The 15,986-nt window shown below is 62.3% G+C and carries 11 protein-coding genes; 7 read left to right on the top strand and 4 right to left on the bottom strand.

The features are described from left to right. Position 1: 1 nt before the first annotated feature. Positions 2–958 (bottom strand): hypothetical protein, encoded by a 957-nt coding sequence (locus tag NUH88_RS16905; RefSeq protein WP_257767573.1) that lies wholly within the window; start codon positions 956–958, stop codon positions 2–4. 59 nt (positions 959–1,017) lie between these two features. Between NUH88_RS16905 and NUH88_RS16910 the strand changes: the two genes are divergently transcribed. The 4 genes from NUH88_RS16910 (at position 1,018) to NUH88_RS16925 (ending at position 6,843) form a co-directional block, all read left to right on the top strand. Further along, positions 1,018–1,509 carry a thioesterase family protein gene (locus NUH88_RS16910; protein WP_257767574.1) on the top strand — a complete coding sequence of 164 codons (492 nt, stop codon included), beginning with the start codon at positions 1,018–1,020 and terminating at the stop codon, positions 1,507–1,509. A 23-nt stretch (positions 1,510–1,532) separates the two neighbouring features. Then, positions 1,533–3,308 carry a chloride channel protein gene (locus NUH88_RS16915; RefSeq protein WP_257767575.1) on the top strand — a complete coding sequence of 592 codons (1,776 nt, stop codon included), beginning with the start codon at positions 1,533–1,535 and terminating at the stop codon, positions 3,306–3,308. Between the two features lie 338 nt (positions 3,309–3,646). Further along, positions 3,647–5,956, top strand: a complete 2,310-nt coding sequence (locus NUH88_RS16920) for an ATP-dependent helicase (protein ID WP_257767576.1) — start codon at positions 3,647–3,649, stop codon at positions 5,954–5,956. Further along, complete coding sequence (locus tag NUH88_RS16925) at positions 5,953–6,843, top strand: 50S ribosomal protein L11 methyltransferase (RefSeq protein ID WP_257767577.1); 891 nt, start codon at positions 5,953–5,955, stop codon at positions 6,841–6,843. Before NUH88_RS16920 ends, NUH88_RS16925 begins: the two co-directional genes overlap by 4 nt. Before the next feature lie 111 nt (positions 6,844–6,954). Here NUH88_RS16925 and NUH88_RS16930 read toward each other — a convergent pair whose 3' ends face one another. Beyond that, complete coding sequence (locus NUH88_RS16930; RefSeq protein ID WP_257767578.1) at positions 6,955–7,398, bottom strand: DUF1127 domain-containing protein; 444 nt, start codon at positions 7,396–7,398, stop codon at positions 6,955–6,957. Between the two features lie 248 nt (positions 7,399–7,646). Between NUH88_RS16930 and NUH88_RS16935 the strand changes: the two genes are divergently transcribed. The 3 genes from NUH88_RS16935 (at position 7,647) to NUH88_RS16945 (ending at position 12,191) form a co-directional block, all read left to right on the top strand. Further along, entirely contained in the window at positions 7,647–9,464 is a 1,818-nt protein-coding gene (locus NUH88_RS16935) for an aminopeptidase P family protein (protein WP_257767579.1), read from the top strand. Between the two features lie 20 nt (positions 9,465–9,484). Next, positions 9,485–10,273, top strand: coding sequence for an enoyl-CoA hydratase/isomerase family protein (locus NUH88_RS16940; protein WP_257767580.1), 789 nt, complete (start codon positions 9,485–9,487; stop codon positions 10,271–10,273). Positions 10,274–11,327: 1,054 nt separating this feature from the next. Further along, positions 11,328–12,191 carry a hypothetical protein gene (locus NUH88_RS16945; protein WP_257767581.1) on the top strand — a complete coding sequence of 288 codons (864 nt, stop codon included), beginning with the start codon at positions 11,328–11,330 and terminating at the stop codon, positions 12,189–12,191. Positions 12,192–12,221: 30 nt separating this feature from the next. Here the strand turns inward: NUH88_RS16945 and ligA are convergent, their stop codons facing one another. Both ligA and recN read right to left on the bottom strand, forming a co-directional pair. Further along, entirely contained in the window at positions 12,222–14,309 is a 2,088-nt protein-coding gene (gene ligA / locus NUH88_RS16950) for an NAD-dependent DNA ligase LigA (RefSeq protein WP_257767582.1), read from the bottom strand. 11 nt (positions 14,310–14,320) lie between these two features. Continuing rightward, positions 14,321–15,985: a DNA repair protein RecN gene (recN, locus tag NUH88_RS16955; RefSeq protein ID WP_257767583.1), complete on the bottom strand. Its 1,665-nt coding sequence runs from the start codon at positions 15,983–15,985 to the stop codon at positions 14,321–14,323. Position 15,986: the final 1 nt, after the last annotated feature.

Here is a 15,986-nt window from a genome sequence, read left to right on the forward strand (position 1 = left end):
GTCATTTTTTTTCCTGATTTGTCTGTGGTGAGAGTCTCTTTTCGGAAAGGAATCGGTAAACCGGCTTCAGCAAGACCGGCAGGATATAAATAGGGAACTGGGCGACAGCGAAGAAAAGGAAAGCTTCGGAACCAAGTGCCGACCCGGCGGCCGCCATGAAGAGTGCCATATTGCGGTTCCCCGAGCAGAGCGCAATGGCGAGGCGGTTCTCTCTGTCGGTCCAGAAGAAGATCAGGCCTCCGGTGAGCTGCAGTGCGAGGCTGGCGGCGAACGCGGCGCCGGTATAAAGCAGCACGGTGATCGGATCCTTCTCCAGCCAGGCGCGCACTCCATCCATTACCGAAACCGCGAAGACCAGCATCAGCAAGACGGCGATACCGTCGATCAGGGCCGATTTTTCCCTCAGCAACGACGGTCCGAGCTTGCGTCTGAGCACGGTTGCGACCAGGGCGCAGCCGGCGATCATCAGCCCGAGACGCAGGGTAAGCGCGCCGGCCCCGAGTTCCACGTCTAAACCCGTCAGCCAGAACAGCAATCCGGGCAGGACAAATGGGAAAGTGAAGGTGGACACGATCATCAGGAAGAGGGCGCCCGCCGCGTCCAGCCCGATGATCAAGGCGATTACCGGCACGGTGACCAGAGGCGGGCTACCGCTCCAGATCAGAAGAGGAATGGCGAGCGCTTCCGGCACCTGCATCCACGTCAGGGCGAAGTGGAACAGGCAGGGCGTCACCACCAGCAGCCAGAGGAGCGCGATCAGGTTGGTTCCCACGCGCCGGCTTGTCCGGCCGAGGGAGGAGGCGTCCGTCCGTGTCATGGCCAGGGTGAGCATGAAGATCACGGTCGGGGCGAGAAGCGGCTTCGCTACCGTGGCAAGATCGGGAAGGGCCAGTCCGATAAAGACGCCGAGCGCCATGACGAGCGCAGCGCGCCGCCCGAGATATTGCAGGATCCTCACCGGGGACCGTCCCTTCTGTGCCGTGGCGGGGAAGCAGAATTGCCGCTATGGTCGCGGCTATGGAACCGGCTGATTCGAATAAGTGTTTCGCTTCGGGCGAACTGACCGTGCCACGTGGCTGGGCGGACTATAACGGGCATATGAATGTTGGCTACTACGTCGTCGCCTTCGACAAGGCCAGCGACATGGTGCTTGAGCATCTCGGGATCGGGGAGGCTTACCGGTTCGCGGCGGAGGCCTCGGTCTTCGTGCTTGAGGCCCATGTGACCTACGACAGAGAGATCCTTCCCGGCGACAGACTCCGGTTCACGACCCAGTTCCTCGACCATGACGAAAAGCGGCTCCATCTGTTTCATCGCATGTACCATGCCGATGACGGCTTTCTTGCCGCGACCAACGAATTGATGGTCATGCACATGAATTTGAAGACGCGTCGTCCTGCGCCTTTTCCCCCGGAAGTCGGGGCACGGATCGTTGAAATAATGGATCTCCAAGCAGGACTTCCAAGGCCCGAGGCGGCCGGACGTGTCATCGGTATCCGGCGCCGGTGAGCGGAATGTCTCCAGAAAAAGGCTTGGATCGGTTTTCGAAATTGCGGGCGCGGGCCGCTGGAGCGGTCGGCAATGAACAGGTGCTCCTATCGGGACTTGCGGTCGTCGTGGGGGTGGCCGCCGCCTTCGCAGCGGTTCTCTTCCGCGAGCTGATCGGCCTGGTCCAGGCTGCCTTCTTCGGCTTCGAACACGAGCACGTGGCCTCCGGCGTTGAGGGGCTCGCCTGGTGGCATATCCTGCTCGCTCCGGCTTTCGGGGGGCTGCTGGTCGGGCTTTATCTCCGTTTCCTGATGCCGGGAGGACGGCCGCAGGGCGTGGCCGACGTGATCGAGGCGAACGCGTTACGCGCGGGGCGCGTTTCCGGGCGTGCCGGCCTGGGTGCGGCGCTTGTCAGCGCGGCATCGATCGGCACCGGCGCATCGGTAGGGCGCGAAGGCCCGGCGGTCCACCTTGGCGCGACCATCGCGAGCTATATCGGCCGGCGCTTCCGCCTGACCCGGTCGCAATCGCGGACTTTGCTCGGCTGCGGCGTGGCGGCAGCGGTCGCCGCATCCTTCAACGCGCCCGTCGCGGGCGTGTTCTTCGCGCTTGAAGTGGTTATAGGGCATTACGCGCTGACGGCATTCGCCCCGATCGTGATTGCGTCCGTCGCCGGAACCATCGTGTCGCGGACCTATTTCGGCGATATTCCGGCCTTTGTCGTGCCGCCACACGAAATTGCCTCCTTCCTCGAGTTTGGTGCCTTCGCGCTGCTCGGGGTCACCTCGGCCATGGCTGCGATCGCTTTCATGCGGCTGGTCACCGTCGCGCAGACCGTCGCCGAGCGTACCCGCCTGCCACGCTGGCTGCGGCCGACGGCCGGTGGGTTGATCGTCGGCGCGATCGCCCTGCTTTATCCGGAAATCCTCGGCGTCGGCTACGAGGCGATGGACAATGCATTGAATGAGAATTACGCGCTGACCGCCTTGATCGCACTCGCTGTCCTGAAGATCGTCGCAACTGCGATCTCGCTCGGCTTCGGGTTTGGCGGCGGGATATTCAGCCCGAGCCTCTTTATCGGAGCGATGGTCGGTGGCGCGTTCGGGATCGTGGCGTCGATTCCAAATCCGGATCTCTCATCCGGCCACGGCGCCTATACCCTGGTCGGCATGGGGGCGGTCTCGGGCGCCGTGCTCGGGGCGCCGATCTCGACAATGCTGATCATTGTCGAGCTTACGGGCGACTACAGGTTGACCATTGCCGTGATGGTCGCCGTGGTGATCGCCTCTCTTCTTACGCGCACATTTCATGGACCATCACTGTTTCACGACCAATTGGCCGCCCGCGGCATTTCGGTGCGGGGCGGGCATGATGTCGCCGTCATGAGCGGGATCAGGGTGGACAGTCTTGTCCGCGACGACGTTGTAACGGTCCGGGCCGATGCGGATGTCGATGCTGTCCGGTCGGCGTTGCTCGCCGCCGCCGGAGGCGTGGTTTTCGCCGTAGACGAAGAGCGCAGGCTTGTCGGGACCGTTACGCTCGCGACGCTCGGCAAGGACGTTTTCTCATCGCCGGAGGGGCGGAGCTTTTCGTTGGAAGACGCTATCGACCGGTCGCGGCCGGTATTGGTGCTGAACGACGAACTCGGACCCGCGATCGATCAGTTCGGTGCGGTTCGGGATGGAATACTCCCGGTTGTGCGCAGCCGTGACCTGCCGGTCCTGGCCGGTCGCCTGGAAGAAACCGAGGTCATGCGCGCCTACAACCAGGCATTGGAGCGACTGCGTGACGAGGAGCATGGGGACAGCGGCAGGCAATAATGATTGTCGACCCCGAAAAGGACGACGGGGTGCCTCCATTCACCCGTTGGGGACAAGTGATGGATTGGCACCCCGTCTACCGTTTGTCGCGACCATTTGGGACCGGCTCTTGAAAGGTGCGACAACGGATCCGTATCTCTAATAACGCAATGCTCGGACCGTCTGTGATAAAGCTATTCCAAACCGCTCTTTTGACAATGTATCCGGGGCTGCTCCGACGGAAAAACTCCAAACCTCTGGGTCCGACCGCCTTCAGCCGAATGTAAATCTGAATTTACTAAAACTTTGTTAAAGGGCGAGAGGCTTGGCAAGCTCTTTCCGAATCTGCGTTGGATTGTATGACAGATCTGTTTTTTGAAAGTGAACCCGAAAAACCCGCCAACGGCGGTGGCGACAACCAGCCGTATTTCGACGGGTTGAACGAGCGCCAGGGGGAGGCCGTCCGAACCCTGGACGGGCCACTGTTGGTGCTGGCGGGGGCGGGGACCGGAAAGACTCGAGTCCTGACGACACGCCTCGCGCATCTGATCTCGACCGGGACGGCACGCCCCTGGAATGTGCTCGCGGTGACCTTCACCAACAAGGCGGCACGTGAGATGCGTGAGCGGGTCGCGGCCGTCATCGGGCCGATGGCGGAACAGGTCTGGCTCGGGACCTTTCACGCTCTCGGGGCAAGGATTCTCAGGCGTCACGCGGAACTGGTCGACCTCAGGCCGGACTTCACCATCCTCGATACCGACGACCAGCAAAGGTTGTTAAAGCAGATTCTCCAGGCCGAGAACATTGACGACAAGAAGTGGCCGGCGCGGGCCATGATGGGAGTGATCCAGCGTTGGAAAGACCGTGGGCTGACGCCCGACAAGGTCGGACGGGGCGACGCCGGAGATCTTGCCGGCGGACGCCTGGTTGAGATCTACCGGCAGTACCAGGAGCGGCTCAAGATCCTGAACGCGGTTGATTTCGGAGATCTTCTTCTGCTGACCGTGAACCTGTTTCAGAGCCATCCGGACGTACTCACGAAGTATCACGATCAGTTTACCCACATTCTGGTTGATGAATATCAGGACACCAACGTCGTCCAATATCTCTGGCTCAGGCTGCTCGCGCAGAAGAGCCGGAACATCTGCTGCGTCGGCGACGACGACCAGTCGATCTATGGCTGGCGCGGCGCCGAGGTCGGTAACATCCTGAAATTCGAGAAGGATTTCCCCGGGGCGCAGATCATCCGGCTGGAGCAGAACTATCGCTCCACTTCGCGAATCCTCGCTGCGGCGTCCGGCCTGATCGCCCATAATGAGGGACGGCTCGGAAAGACGCTCTGGACCGATGGTGCGGACGGCGAAAAGCTGGAGATTCGCGGGCTCTGGGATGGCGAATCGGAAGCGCGTCATGTCGGCGACGAGATCGAGTCTCTGCAGCGCAAGGGCGCGAAACTCTCGGAGATCGCGGTGCTTGTGCGCGCCGGTTTCCAGACACGCGAGTTCGAAGAGCGCTTCCTGACCATCGGGCTGCCTTACCGGGTGGTCGGTGGGGCGCGCTTCTACGAGCGCATGGAGACCCGCGACGCGTTGGCATATCTGCGGGTGGTGAACCAGCGGGACGACGATCTCGCTTTCGAGCGGATCGTCAACAAGCCGAAACGCGGGATCGGCGATGCCACGATGCAATCGGTGCATTATCTCGCGCGGAACGAGGGCATATCGCTCTATCGCGCCGCCGCGCGGATCGTCGAGACGGACGAACTGAAGCCGGCCGCCAAACGAAAGCTGGCCGAGGTAGTCGAGAATTTCGAGCGCTGGCGATCCCTGGTCGAGGTTGAGGATCACAGCGACCTCGCTCGGATCATCCTCGACGAATCCGGCTATACCGAGATGTGGCAGCGGGACAAATCGCCGGAAGCACCGGGCAGGCTTGAGAACCTGAAAGAGCTTTGCGGTGCGATGGAAGAGTTCGAGAATCTCGCCGGGTTCCTCGAGCATATCAGCCTCGTGATGGAAAACGCCGAGAGCGCGGACCAGGAGCAGGTCAGCATCATGACCCTGCATGCGGCCAAGGGGCTCGAATTCAACGATGTGTTCCTGCCCGGCTGGGAGGACGGCATGTTTCCGAACCAGCGGGCGCTCGACGAGAGCGGTGCGGCGGGGCTGGAGGAGGAGCGGCGGCTCGCCTATGTCGGCCTGACACGGGCGCGCAAGGCGGTCCATATCAGCTTCGCGGCCAATCGCCGGGTCCATGGCATGTGGCAGAGCGCGGTGCCGTCCCGCTTCATCGAGGAACTGCCGGACGAGCATATCGAGCTCTCCAGCGAAACCGGTTTCCAGGGTTCGCGCTATGGCGGTTTCGGAGCGCAGTCCGGGGATGCGGATCTCTGGGGCGACGGTGGCTTTGGCTACGGTTCGGCTCAGTCCGGCCGGGGGCCGGGTTACGGCAGGCGCCGGGGCGAAAGCCGGGCCGGGCCGCCTTTGCTGGAAGGCAAAGGCTATGTCGTTGATCGCTCCTCGCCCCCCGGATTCGAAGTCGGCGAGCGGGTGTTCCATCAGAAGTTCGGGATGGGAACCGTGTCGAGCGTCGACGGGGATAAACTGCAGATCGCCTTCGACAAGGCAGGCAGCAAGAAGCTCGTCGCAAGTTTTGTGAGTAAGCCATGAAGCCGATTTGGCAGGTCTCGCTGGAGACCACGGCGGAGGCGGCGCTGCCGCTTTCGGACGTTCTGGAGCCGTTTGTCGAGGCGATTTCGGTCTTCGAGGAAGAAGACAGGGGTATCTGGATACTTAAAGGCGTCTCGACGGTGGAGCCGGACCGGGCTGAAATCGTGGCGGCGCTCTCGGTGGCCGCCGCAATCGAGGGAATGGCCCTTCCCGAAATCGAGGTCGCATTGTTGCCGGATACGGACTGGGTGCGGCTCAATCGCGAGTCCTTTCCGGCCATGCAATTCGGCCGCTTCCTGGTGCATGGATCGCACCTGCGCGGCAAGACGCCGAGGGCAGTGCTCAATATCGAGGTAGATGCGGCGCAGGCGTTCGGCTCCGGTTCGCACGGCACGACGGAAGGCTGTCTCCGCGCGATCGGCCGGCTGGCGTGTGGCATGCGTCCGGCCAAGGTGCTGGATATGGGCTGCGGGTCGGGGATTCTCAGCATGGCGGCGGCCAGGATTTGGCCCGCCGCGGGAATCATGGCGGTCGATATCGACCCGGTCTCGGTTGCAACGACACGGGAGAACGCAATCGCCAACGGCGTTGCGGCCCGGGTTCGTGCGGAGGCCGGAAACGGTTATGCCGTCCTATCCAGGGTGTCGGCAGGGCATTACGATCTGATCCTGTCGAACATCCTGGCGCGGCCGCTCTGCCGGATGGCGCCTGACCTGACACGCTACCTGAAGCCCGGCGGCAGGGCGGTATTGTCGGGATTGCTCCATCACCAGACGGCTGCGGTCGTTTCCGCGCACCGCGCCCAGGGACTGCGGCTTGTGCGCAAATGGCGCTATGGCGACTGGATGACGCTGCTGTTGGAAAAGAAAACCGGCGCGGTCTGGTGACCGCACCGGCAGAAACGTACTTCACTTAAGGGGACGCGGCGGTTCCGAACGGGAGGAATATTCGGAACCGCCGGCATTCGAGCCTGGAAAGCCTCCTTGGGGGAGGGGGAGTTAGGCGGCTTCCCGGTGCTCGTCGGTGTTGGCGGCTTCGCCAGTGAAAACCGCCGGAATTTCTGCAACGGCCGCCATCGGAGCGATGATGGTCTTCGCGGCGACCGGCTCGGTCGTGCCTTCGGCCAGCTTGCGGGCGACATGGGCGATGTCGCTGCGATAGAGGCCGATATCGGCCAGCATGCGATCGTCGAGGGCGTTCAGCTCCGCCATGGTGCGGGAGGTGCGCAGGCGGTTGATCAGGGTCTTAAACATGGTCTTCGCTCCATTCACGAGAAGGGCGCCGATGTAGCGGTTCCACTCCTGACGGATCTGCATCTCAGCGGTGAAGAGGCTGTGTCGGCGGATCACTATCTCGTCGGGGTCGGCGACCCTGGCGACAAAGGGGCCCGCTTCCTGCACCTGCAGGCCGTCAAGGCGGTGGCTCAGCTTGTAGTAGTTCATCTTCGGCATCCCAGAGGGGGTGGTTCATTCTGATGACGCAGATATAGATCCGTCCTTGACATAAGAGGAGCGATGTGTTTGCAGCGCAGTTATGCGTTTTGTGCATGGTATGTGATATTTGCCATGCATCAGATTAATTGCTCATTAACATTTCTTACCTGTCGGTCAAACTTCGCTCCCTTGTTCCGGCTCCTCCCGCTGCCTAATCTGGCTGTTATGGTCAGCGCATGACGGATGGGGAGCTTTGGATGTCCGTAACGGACGGCGCCGCGGAGAGACTGGCGGCTTTTAGGTCTGCACTTGCGGAGGCCGGTGTCGACGGCATGATCGTGCCGCGGGCAGACGAGCATCAGAGCGAGTATCTACCCGCCTCGGCGGAACGCGTCGCCTGGCTAACCAGTTTTACGGGCTCCGCCGGGACCGCTGTCGTGCTGGCGGAGAAGGCAGCCGTCTTTACGGACGGTCGCTACAGCTTGCAGATCGAGACGCAGGTCGACGGCTCGCTCTATGAGCGTTTCAACACCGCGGACAAGGCGCCGTCGGACTGGGTAGGTGAGGAGCTGGAGTCCGGAGCCACTTTCGGCGTCGATCCCTGGCTTCATACCGACCGCCAGCTTGAGCGCATACGCAAAGCGGTCGAGAAGGCTGGCGCCAAACTGAAGCTTCTCGACGAAAATCCTCTTGATGTCGTTTGGAGTGATCGTCCCGAGCCGCCGGCCGAGCCGATGGTACCGCATCCGGCCGCCTATGCCGGAATGAGCTCGGAGGAGAAACGGGGGGAAATCGCCTCCAAGCTCGCGGACGCCAAGGTGGATGCACTGCTGGTCACCTCTGCGGAATCCATCGCCTGGCTGCTTAATGTCCGCGGCGAGGATGTGCAGAACACGCCGCTTTGCCTTTGCTTCGCCATTCTCGCGTCGGACGGCTCGGCCGAGCTTTTCGTCGATCCGCGCAAGATCGGCAATTCCGTGCGGGCTCATCTCGGCAACGCGGTTACGGTCCGGGCGCGCGAAGAGCTCGGCGAGGCGCTGGATGCTCTTGCGAGCGCCGGGAAAACCGTACGGATCGATCCGGAGAGCGCGCCCGCCTGGCCGATGGAGCGGATCCGGGCCGCCGGCGGGAACCTCGATACGGAAGCGGACCCGGTCATTCTGGCCAAGGCCGTGAAGAACGAGGTCGAGCTGGAAGGTGTGCGCGCCGCGCATTTCCGCGACGGTCTCGCCTATGCCCGCTTCCTCTGCTGGTTCGCGGCGCGCGCACATCAGGGTGGGCTCGACGAGATGACTCTGGTGGAGCGCCTGCACGGTTTCCGCGCCGAGCACGAGATGTTCCGCGGCCCGAGCTTCGACACCATTTCCGGTGCGGGTCCGAACGGAGCCATCGTGCATTACCGGGTCACCGAGGAGAGCAATCGCGACTTAAATCCGGGCGAGATCTATCTGGTCGATTCCGGAGCGCAATATCTCGACGGGACGACGGACATCACCCGGACATTGTCGACCGGGGTCGTCGGCGAGGAGGAGCAGCGCTGCTTCACGCTGGTGCTGAAAGGCATGATCGGGCTGTCGGAGGCGGTTTTCCCGGAGGGGACGACCGGCGGCCAGCTCGACGCGCTGGCGCGTCATCATCTTTGGGCGGCCGGCCTCGACTACGATCATGGCACCGGCCACGGCGTCGGCGCCTATCTCGGCGTGCATGAGGGGCCGCAGCGGATATCCAAGTCCGGCGGCGGGGCGGAGCTGAAGCCGGGCATGATCATTTCCAACGAGCCCGGCTATTACCGCGCCGGTGCCTTTGGGATTCGTATCGAAAATCTTGTCGTGGTCGAGGAACGCGAGATTGCCGGTGCCGACCGGCCGATGCTCGGCTTCGAGACCTTGACGCTTGCGCCGATCGACCGGGCACTGATCGATCTCAATTTGCTGGACGACGGCGAGATCGCTTGGCTCGACGCCTACCATGGGCGGGTGCGGGACACGCTCGGGCCGGATCTCGATCCGGAAACCGCCGCCTGGCTGATCGACGCGACGGCGCCGCTCGCGGGCAGGGAAAAAGAACTGGCTTAAGGGGCAGGAGGGGAGAAACGATGGCCTACGAGACAATTCTCTACGAGGCGGTGGACGGCATCGCCCGGATCACGCTGAACCGTCCGGAAGCCGGGCACGCGGTCAACCTGGCGCTCGCGCACGAGCTTCTGGAAGCCTCGATCAATGCAAGCGAGGACCCGGACGTGCGCGCCGTGATCCTCGATGCGAGCGGGACCGTGTTCGGTTTTGGGGGGGACCTCAAGTATTTCGAATCCCAGAGCGACCGGATCGGCGCCTGCCTGAAGGAAACCACGGCCTATTTCCATGCCGCGGTCTCCCGCCTGCACCGGTTGAACTCGCCGGTCGTGGTTGCCGTCCAGGGCATGGCCGCCGGGGCCGGGTTCAGCCTCTCGCTGATCGGGGATATCGTGCTGGCGGCGAAATCCGCCCAGTTCAAGATGGCCTATACCGCGGCAGGGCTCTCGCCGGACGGCAGTTCGAGTTATTTCCTGCCCCGGGTTATCGGCATGCGCCGTGCCCAGGAGCTGATGCTGACCAACCGGACGCTCAGCGCCGAGGAAGCGCAGGACTGGGGGATCGTCACCCGGGTGGTCGAGGATGACGACTTGGCCGAGGAGGTCACCAAGCTTGCCGCGAAATTCGCTGTCGGCCCGACCCGTGCCTATGGCGGTGTGAAGAGATTGCTCGCTTCCAGCTTCCAGCAATCGGTCGAAGCGCAAATGGAGGACGAGACCCGCACAATTGCGGAACTTGCTCAGACAGAAGACGGCCGGGAGGGCCTCGACGCCTTCCTCAACAAGCGCAAACCGGACTTCAAGGGACGCTGATACCGGAATCCGGAAATGAAAAACGGGCTCCGTTTCCGGAACCCGTTTTCAAGGGAGGGGGATTGTAAGGCTTTGGTGCGGGCTCGTCAGGCAACGATGGCGAGAACCAGCGTAAAGACGCCGATCGCGGCCATGTGGGACAAACCGACATAGTGGAAACTCGTCATCGCAACCTCCTCGGTGGTTAGAGGCATCGAGCCCTTTGCTCTTTCGCCATTGCTGAAAAGACAGATAAGCGATCTACCGACGGGCGAGTAATCGAGAAATCTCAGGGTTGGTATGCGCTTGAGGCATGGCGATTGGCATGGTGTGGCCGTCTCGCGGGTAACTGTTCTGGAGTCCTTAGCTGGGCGGCTGTCTCCTGCGAGAATCGAAACGGACATCATTGCGCGAGTGCCAAGACAAGAATTGACCGCATAACGGAGGGGGCTCCCAGAGCTTAACGGGCGAACAAGATCGGGAAGTTTACCCGAACCTGTTGGGGCCTCGAGCCGAGGAAGCCCAGCCTAAGTCATCCCCGAACTGCCAGGGCCGCATACAGAAGCGCCATGGGGCCATAAAGCTCCGGCTTGTCAGAAAGAAAGCAACTCGCACTGTGACAAACAAAAAGCCCGGAGTAGATAGCGCGGTGGCAGAAGGCCAGTACCATCAAACTCTGCAGCTTAATTCTAAGTCTCTTAAACCGCTCCAGCATCGTGGTTCCTCTCAAGATGTAGAGCCAGGGCCTGGCAAGTGTTGTGGTCAGTCGACTGGGTAGTGAACAGCGTCTAGATCTGATGCCATTCTCGTTCGTTGTGAGTGCTGCGGACAGGAAACGCGTCCTAAGCTTCGGAAACGCAGAAACGCCTGCGGAAACGAGAACCGGGCATGGGAAACGCGATGCGGCTTTTAGGACGGTCGGAATGGTCAGCGGAAGTAGGGGGCAGGTGTCGGCGTCAATCGGCCCGCACGGGTCTGTCGTTCACTCCTCTGCCCAACTGTTCTGATCAGTGATTGGCTGTGCTAGGGCGAGTGACTTACTCTACGGATGAAGCGTCTAAGCTGGGGGCCGAAGATGACGAATCCAAAATGCAGGATACCCGACGTATTCCGACGTTACGATCTCGCCGAAGTCGTAGAGCTTTGTAAGCGTCTCGGTTACGGCAATGATTTTGTAGCGTGGACTGAAAAGGACCTGGATGAGACCGGTCTAGGGGCTAAGAATGTACGAAACCTCATTGCGTATAAATCTTCGAAAATTGATTTGATAGATACTGTTGCCCGCGTCTTCGGGAGCAACTTCATTGATGAGAAAGAATGGGTATCTGTAGTAAAAAGTGCGCATGAAAAATATAAAAAGAAGTATGCTTACTTAAATCAGAGCGTAGGTAATTTGATTCCCGAGATTGCGCCCTTTGAGTTGCATTCTCCAAATCCCGTAACGCACTTAAGATCCGAAGGTGATTGGATTTATGCGTTGGCGCGAAAAAATGGTGAAGTTTTTGATGGTTCAAAACAGTGGGATTTATTAGTGGGGCATTTCACTATTAGCGACTTGAAAATTCAGCATGCAAAAAATTATTGGTATAATAATAAAGAAAATAAATTACTACACAATGCATCTTGGTTTTCTATCGATTTTGCGGAAGGTCATGATTGTTTGTTCATAATGTATTCATCTAATAATTACATCAGTAGTAGAGATAACAGCCGGGTTGGGATTATCAGAGCCCGGGATACAAAGCAGAAGCCATTTATGGGAATATCTTCTTTGTCTGGTGAGTTTTGGGACCTTAACACAGCAAGTAACACAGATTGCGGGGAGTTTTATGCTGAAAAAATCCCGGAAATCAAAGATGAGGAATTCTTAGATAGAGGTATTGAGTTCGCGGCTAGGGTGCCAAAGCGTATGGATGCGTTCAAGAGAAGCGGTCTGTAAAATAGGCGCACACCTTTTGGGATGTGTAGATTAGGCCGTATCGATGAGCTCCAGCCACTCCTCTTCGGTGAGGATAGCAACTCCGAGCTCCTCGGCCTTGCGCGCCTTGGAGCCAGCGTCGGCCCCGACGATCACATAGTCTGTCTTCTTGGACACGGAGCCCGCGACTTTGGCGCCGAGCGATTCCGCTTTTGCCTTCGCCTCGTTCCGGCTGACAGAGGTGAGGGTGCCGGTGAAGACCACGGTCTTGCCCGCGACCGGGCTGTCGTCGGCGACCTGCAGCTCGAAACTCTCGATCTCCAGTTCGCTTTCGAGGTCGCGCAGGACTTCGCGGTTGTGGTCCTCGTGGAAGAAGGCGGCGAGGTCCTCGGCGACGGAGGGGCCGATCTGGTCGATATTGATCAGGTTTGCATAGGCCTCTGATTCCGGATCGCTGGCTTCCAGCATCGCCGCGGTCAGCGCTTCGAGCGTGCCGAAATTGGCAGCGAGCAATTTTGCGGTTGCCTGCCCGACCTGGCGGATGCCCAAGGCGTAGATGAAGCGGTCGAGCCCGATCCGGCGGCGCTCCTCGATGGCGGCGAGCAGGTTGGTGACGGATTTCTCGCCCCAGCCCTCGCGCTCCATCAGGGCATCCGCGTGGACTTTGAGGCGGAAAATGTCCCCCGGCTGCCGGATCAGTTCGTCCTCGTAGAAGGCCTCGACCTGCTTGGCGCCGAGGCCCTCGATGTCGAAGGCGTCGCGCGAGACGAAATGCTTCAGCCGCTCGACCGCCTGGGCGGCGCAGATCAGGCCGCCGGTGCAGCGCCGGATGGCCTCGCCCTCGGGACGAACCGCCTCGCTGCCGCAGACCGGACAATGGTCCGGGAAGATATAGGGCTCGGTGCCGTCCGGGCGGCGTTCCTCGATCACCCGCACGACCTGCGGGATGACGTCGCCGGCGCGCTGGATGACGACCGTGTCGCCGGCGCGCACGTCCTTGCGGCGGATCTCGTCCTCGTTATGCAGGGTGGCGTTGGAGACCACGACGCCGCCGACCGTGATCGGGGTCAGCCGCGCGACCGGGGTGAGGGCGCCGGTCCGGCCGACCTGGATCTCGATCTTCTCGAGGACGGTCTCTGCCTGCTCGGCCGGGAATTTGTGTGCGATGGCCCATCGCGGCGCCCGGCTGACCATGCCGAGCCTCTCCTGCCAGTCCAGCCGGTCGACCTTGTAGACGACGCCGTCGATATCGTATTCGAGGGTCGGGCGGGCATGGCCGACCTCCTCATAGGCCGCGAGCGCGGTGTCGGCGCCGTCGCAATGCTTGGTCATCGGGTTGATGACAAAACCCCAGGACGAGAGCTTATCGAGAAACCCGGACTGGGTATCCGCCGGCATCTCGGAAACCTCGCCCCAGGAATAGGCGAAGAAATGCAGGGGCCGGCTGGCGGTGATCGTGGGGTCGAGCTGGCGTAGCGAGCCCGCCGCCGCGTTGCGCGGATTGGCGAAGATCTTCTTGCCCGCTTCCTCCTGCCGCGCATTGAGGGCGGCGAAATCTGCCTTGCTCATGAAGACCTCGCCGCGCACCTCGAAGACGGCCGGCACACCGTCCGGCAGCGTGTCCGGAATATCGCCGATGGTCTGCAGGTTACGGGTGATGTCCTCGCCCTCCGTCCCGTCGCCGCGGGTCGCACCCTGCACGAACCTACCGTTCTCGTAGCGCAGCGAAGCGGAGAGCCCGTCGATCTTCGGTTCGGCGACCAGTGCGACCGGTTCATTCTCCCCGAGGCTGAGAAAGCGCCGGATTCGGCCGACGAAGTCGCGCACATCCTCTTCCGAGAAGGCGTTGGAGAGCGAGAGCATCGGTTTGCTGTGACGGACCTTGGCAAAGCCCGCCGCCGGGGCGGCGCCGACCCGGTGGGTCGGGCTGTCGGCGCGGATCAGGTCCGGGAAAAGCGCCTCGATCTCGTCGTTCCGGCGGCGCATCGCGTCGTAATCCGCGTCGCTGATCTCCGGCGCGTCGTTCTGGTGGTAGAGCTTGTCGTGCTTGGCGATCTGGGCCGCCAGCCAGCGCAGCTCGAAATCCGCCTCGGCGCGGGTAAGGGTATCGACCGGTTTGACGTCTGCCGGCGCTGCCATGGGGCTCGTCCTCAGGCTGGGTTGAGAAGGCTGTCGGCCGCGGCGCGGGCCTCGTCGGTCACGGTGGCGCCGGACAGCATGCGGGCGAGTTCCTCGCGGCGCTCGCCCTGTTCGAGCTGCGAGACCGCGGTCTTGACCAGTTCGCCGTCCGCCTGCTTGGCGACATGCCAGTGCCGGAGCCCGCGTGCCGCGACCTGCGGCGAATGGGTGACGACCAGGACCTGCGTGTCCGAACCGAGTCTTGCGAGCCGTTCGCCCACTGCCGCCGCGACCGCCCCGCCGACCCCGCTGTCCACCTCGTCGAACACGAGGGTGGAGACCGGATTGGCTTCGGACAGGACAACCTTGAGGGCCAGCAGAAAGCGGGAGAGTTCGCCGCCCGACGCGATCCGCGCCAGCGGGCCGAACGGTGCGCCGGGATTGGTGGAGACCTGGAAGCTGACCCGCTCCATCCCGGCGGCGCCCCAATCATTCTCGTCCAGCGGCTCAAGCCGGGTCTTCACCTGGGCCTTGTCGAGTTTGAGGGGAACCAGCTCGTCCGTCAGGGCCTTGTCGAGCTTCGCCGCCGCGATGCAGCGCGCCTCGGTCAGCGCCTTGCCGGCCTCGATATAGTCGGCGCGGGAGCTTTCTTCCACGTGGGCGAGATCCGCAAGTCCGCCGCCGGCATCGTCCAGAGCGGCGAGCCGGGCGGAGAGCGCCCTGTGTAGTTCCGGCAGGCGGTCCGCCTCGATATCGTGCTTGCGGGCCAGCGCGCGAAGCAGGTGGAGCCGGTCGTCGACCTCTTCCAGCCGGCCGCTGTCCGCCTCGACGTCGGACGCGATCTGGCTCAATGCATGCTGGGCTTCCTGGATTTCGGCGGCGGCGCGATCGAGACCGTCGATCACGCTGTCCAGCCGATCGCCGGCTCGGTCCCGTACCCGTTCGAGGATGCGCTGCGCGGTAGCGACGGCCTGCTCCGCTCCGTCTTCGGCTTCAAGCGCACCGGCGGCGCCGTTCATCGCCTCCAGGATCTGGGCCGCATTGGCGAGCAGGGTGCGGTCCGAGGCGAGGCGGGTTTCCTCACCCTCTTCCGGGGCGGCGGCATCCAGTTCCTCGACATTGTGGCGCAGCAGCTCCTCGTCCGCGCGCGCCCGTTCCAGCTCTTCCCGAGCCTTGCGATGGGCGGCCCGGGCTGCGCTCCAGGAGGCGTGGGTTCGTCCGACCTTCTCCAGCAGCGCGCCATGGCCGCCGAACTGGTCCAGGGTCTCCCGGTGCGTTGCCGGATCCATCAGGCCACGCTGGTCGAACTGGCCCTGGATCTCAACGAGGGTCTCACCGAGCCGCTTCAGGGTGGCGACATTCACCGGCTCGTCGTTGGCGAAGGCGCGGCTGCGGCCGTCCGCCGTCAGAATCCGGCGGAGGATTACCGGACCGTCCGCGTCGATCCCCATCTCCTCAAGAATATCCTGCGATCCATGTCCGTCCGGAACCTCGAAGCTGGCGGTGACGACGGCCTGTTTCGCGCCGTTGCGCACCAGTCCGCTATCCGCGCGCGCGCCGAGCGCCAGTCCGAGCGCGTCGAGCAGGATCGACTTGCCGGCTCCGGTCTCGCCGGTCAGCACGGCGAGGCCCGGTCCGAAGGCGAGATCGAGCCTGTCGATCAGCACCACATCGCGGATCGTAAGGCCGGTCAGCATG

This window comes from Nisaea acidiphila, assembly GCF_024662015.1.
Classification (GTDB): Bacteria; Pseudomonadota; Alphaproteobacteria; order Thalassobaculales; family Thalassobaculaceae; genus Nisaea; species Nisaea acidiphila.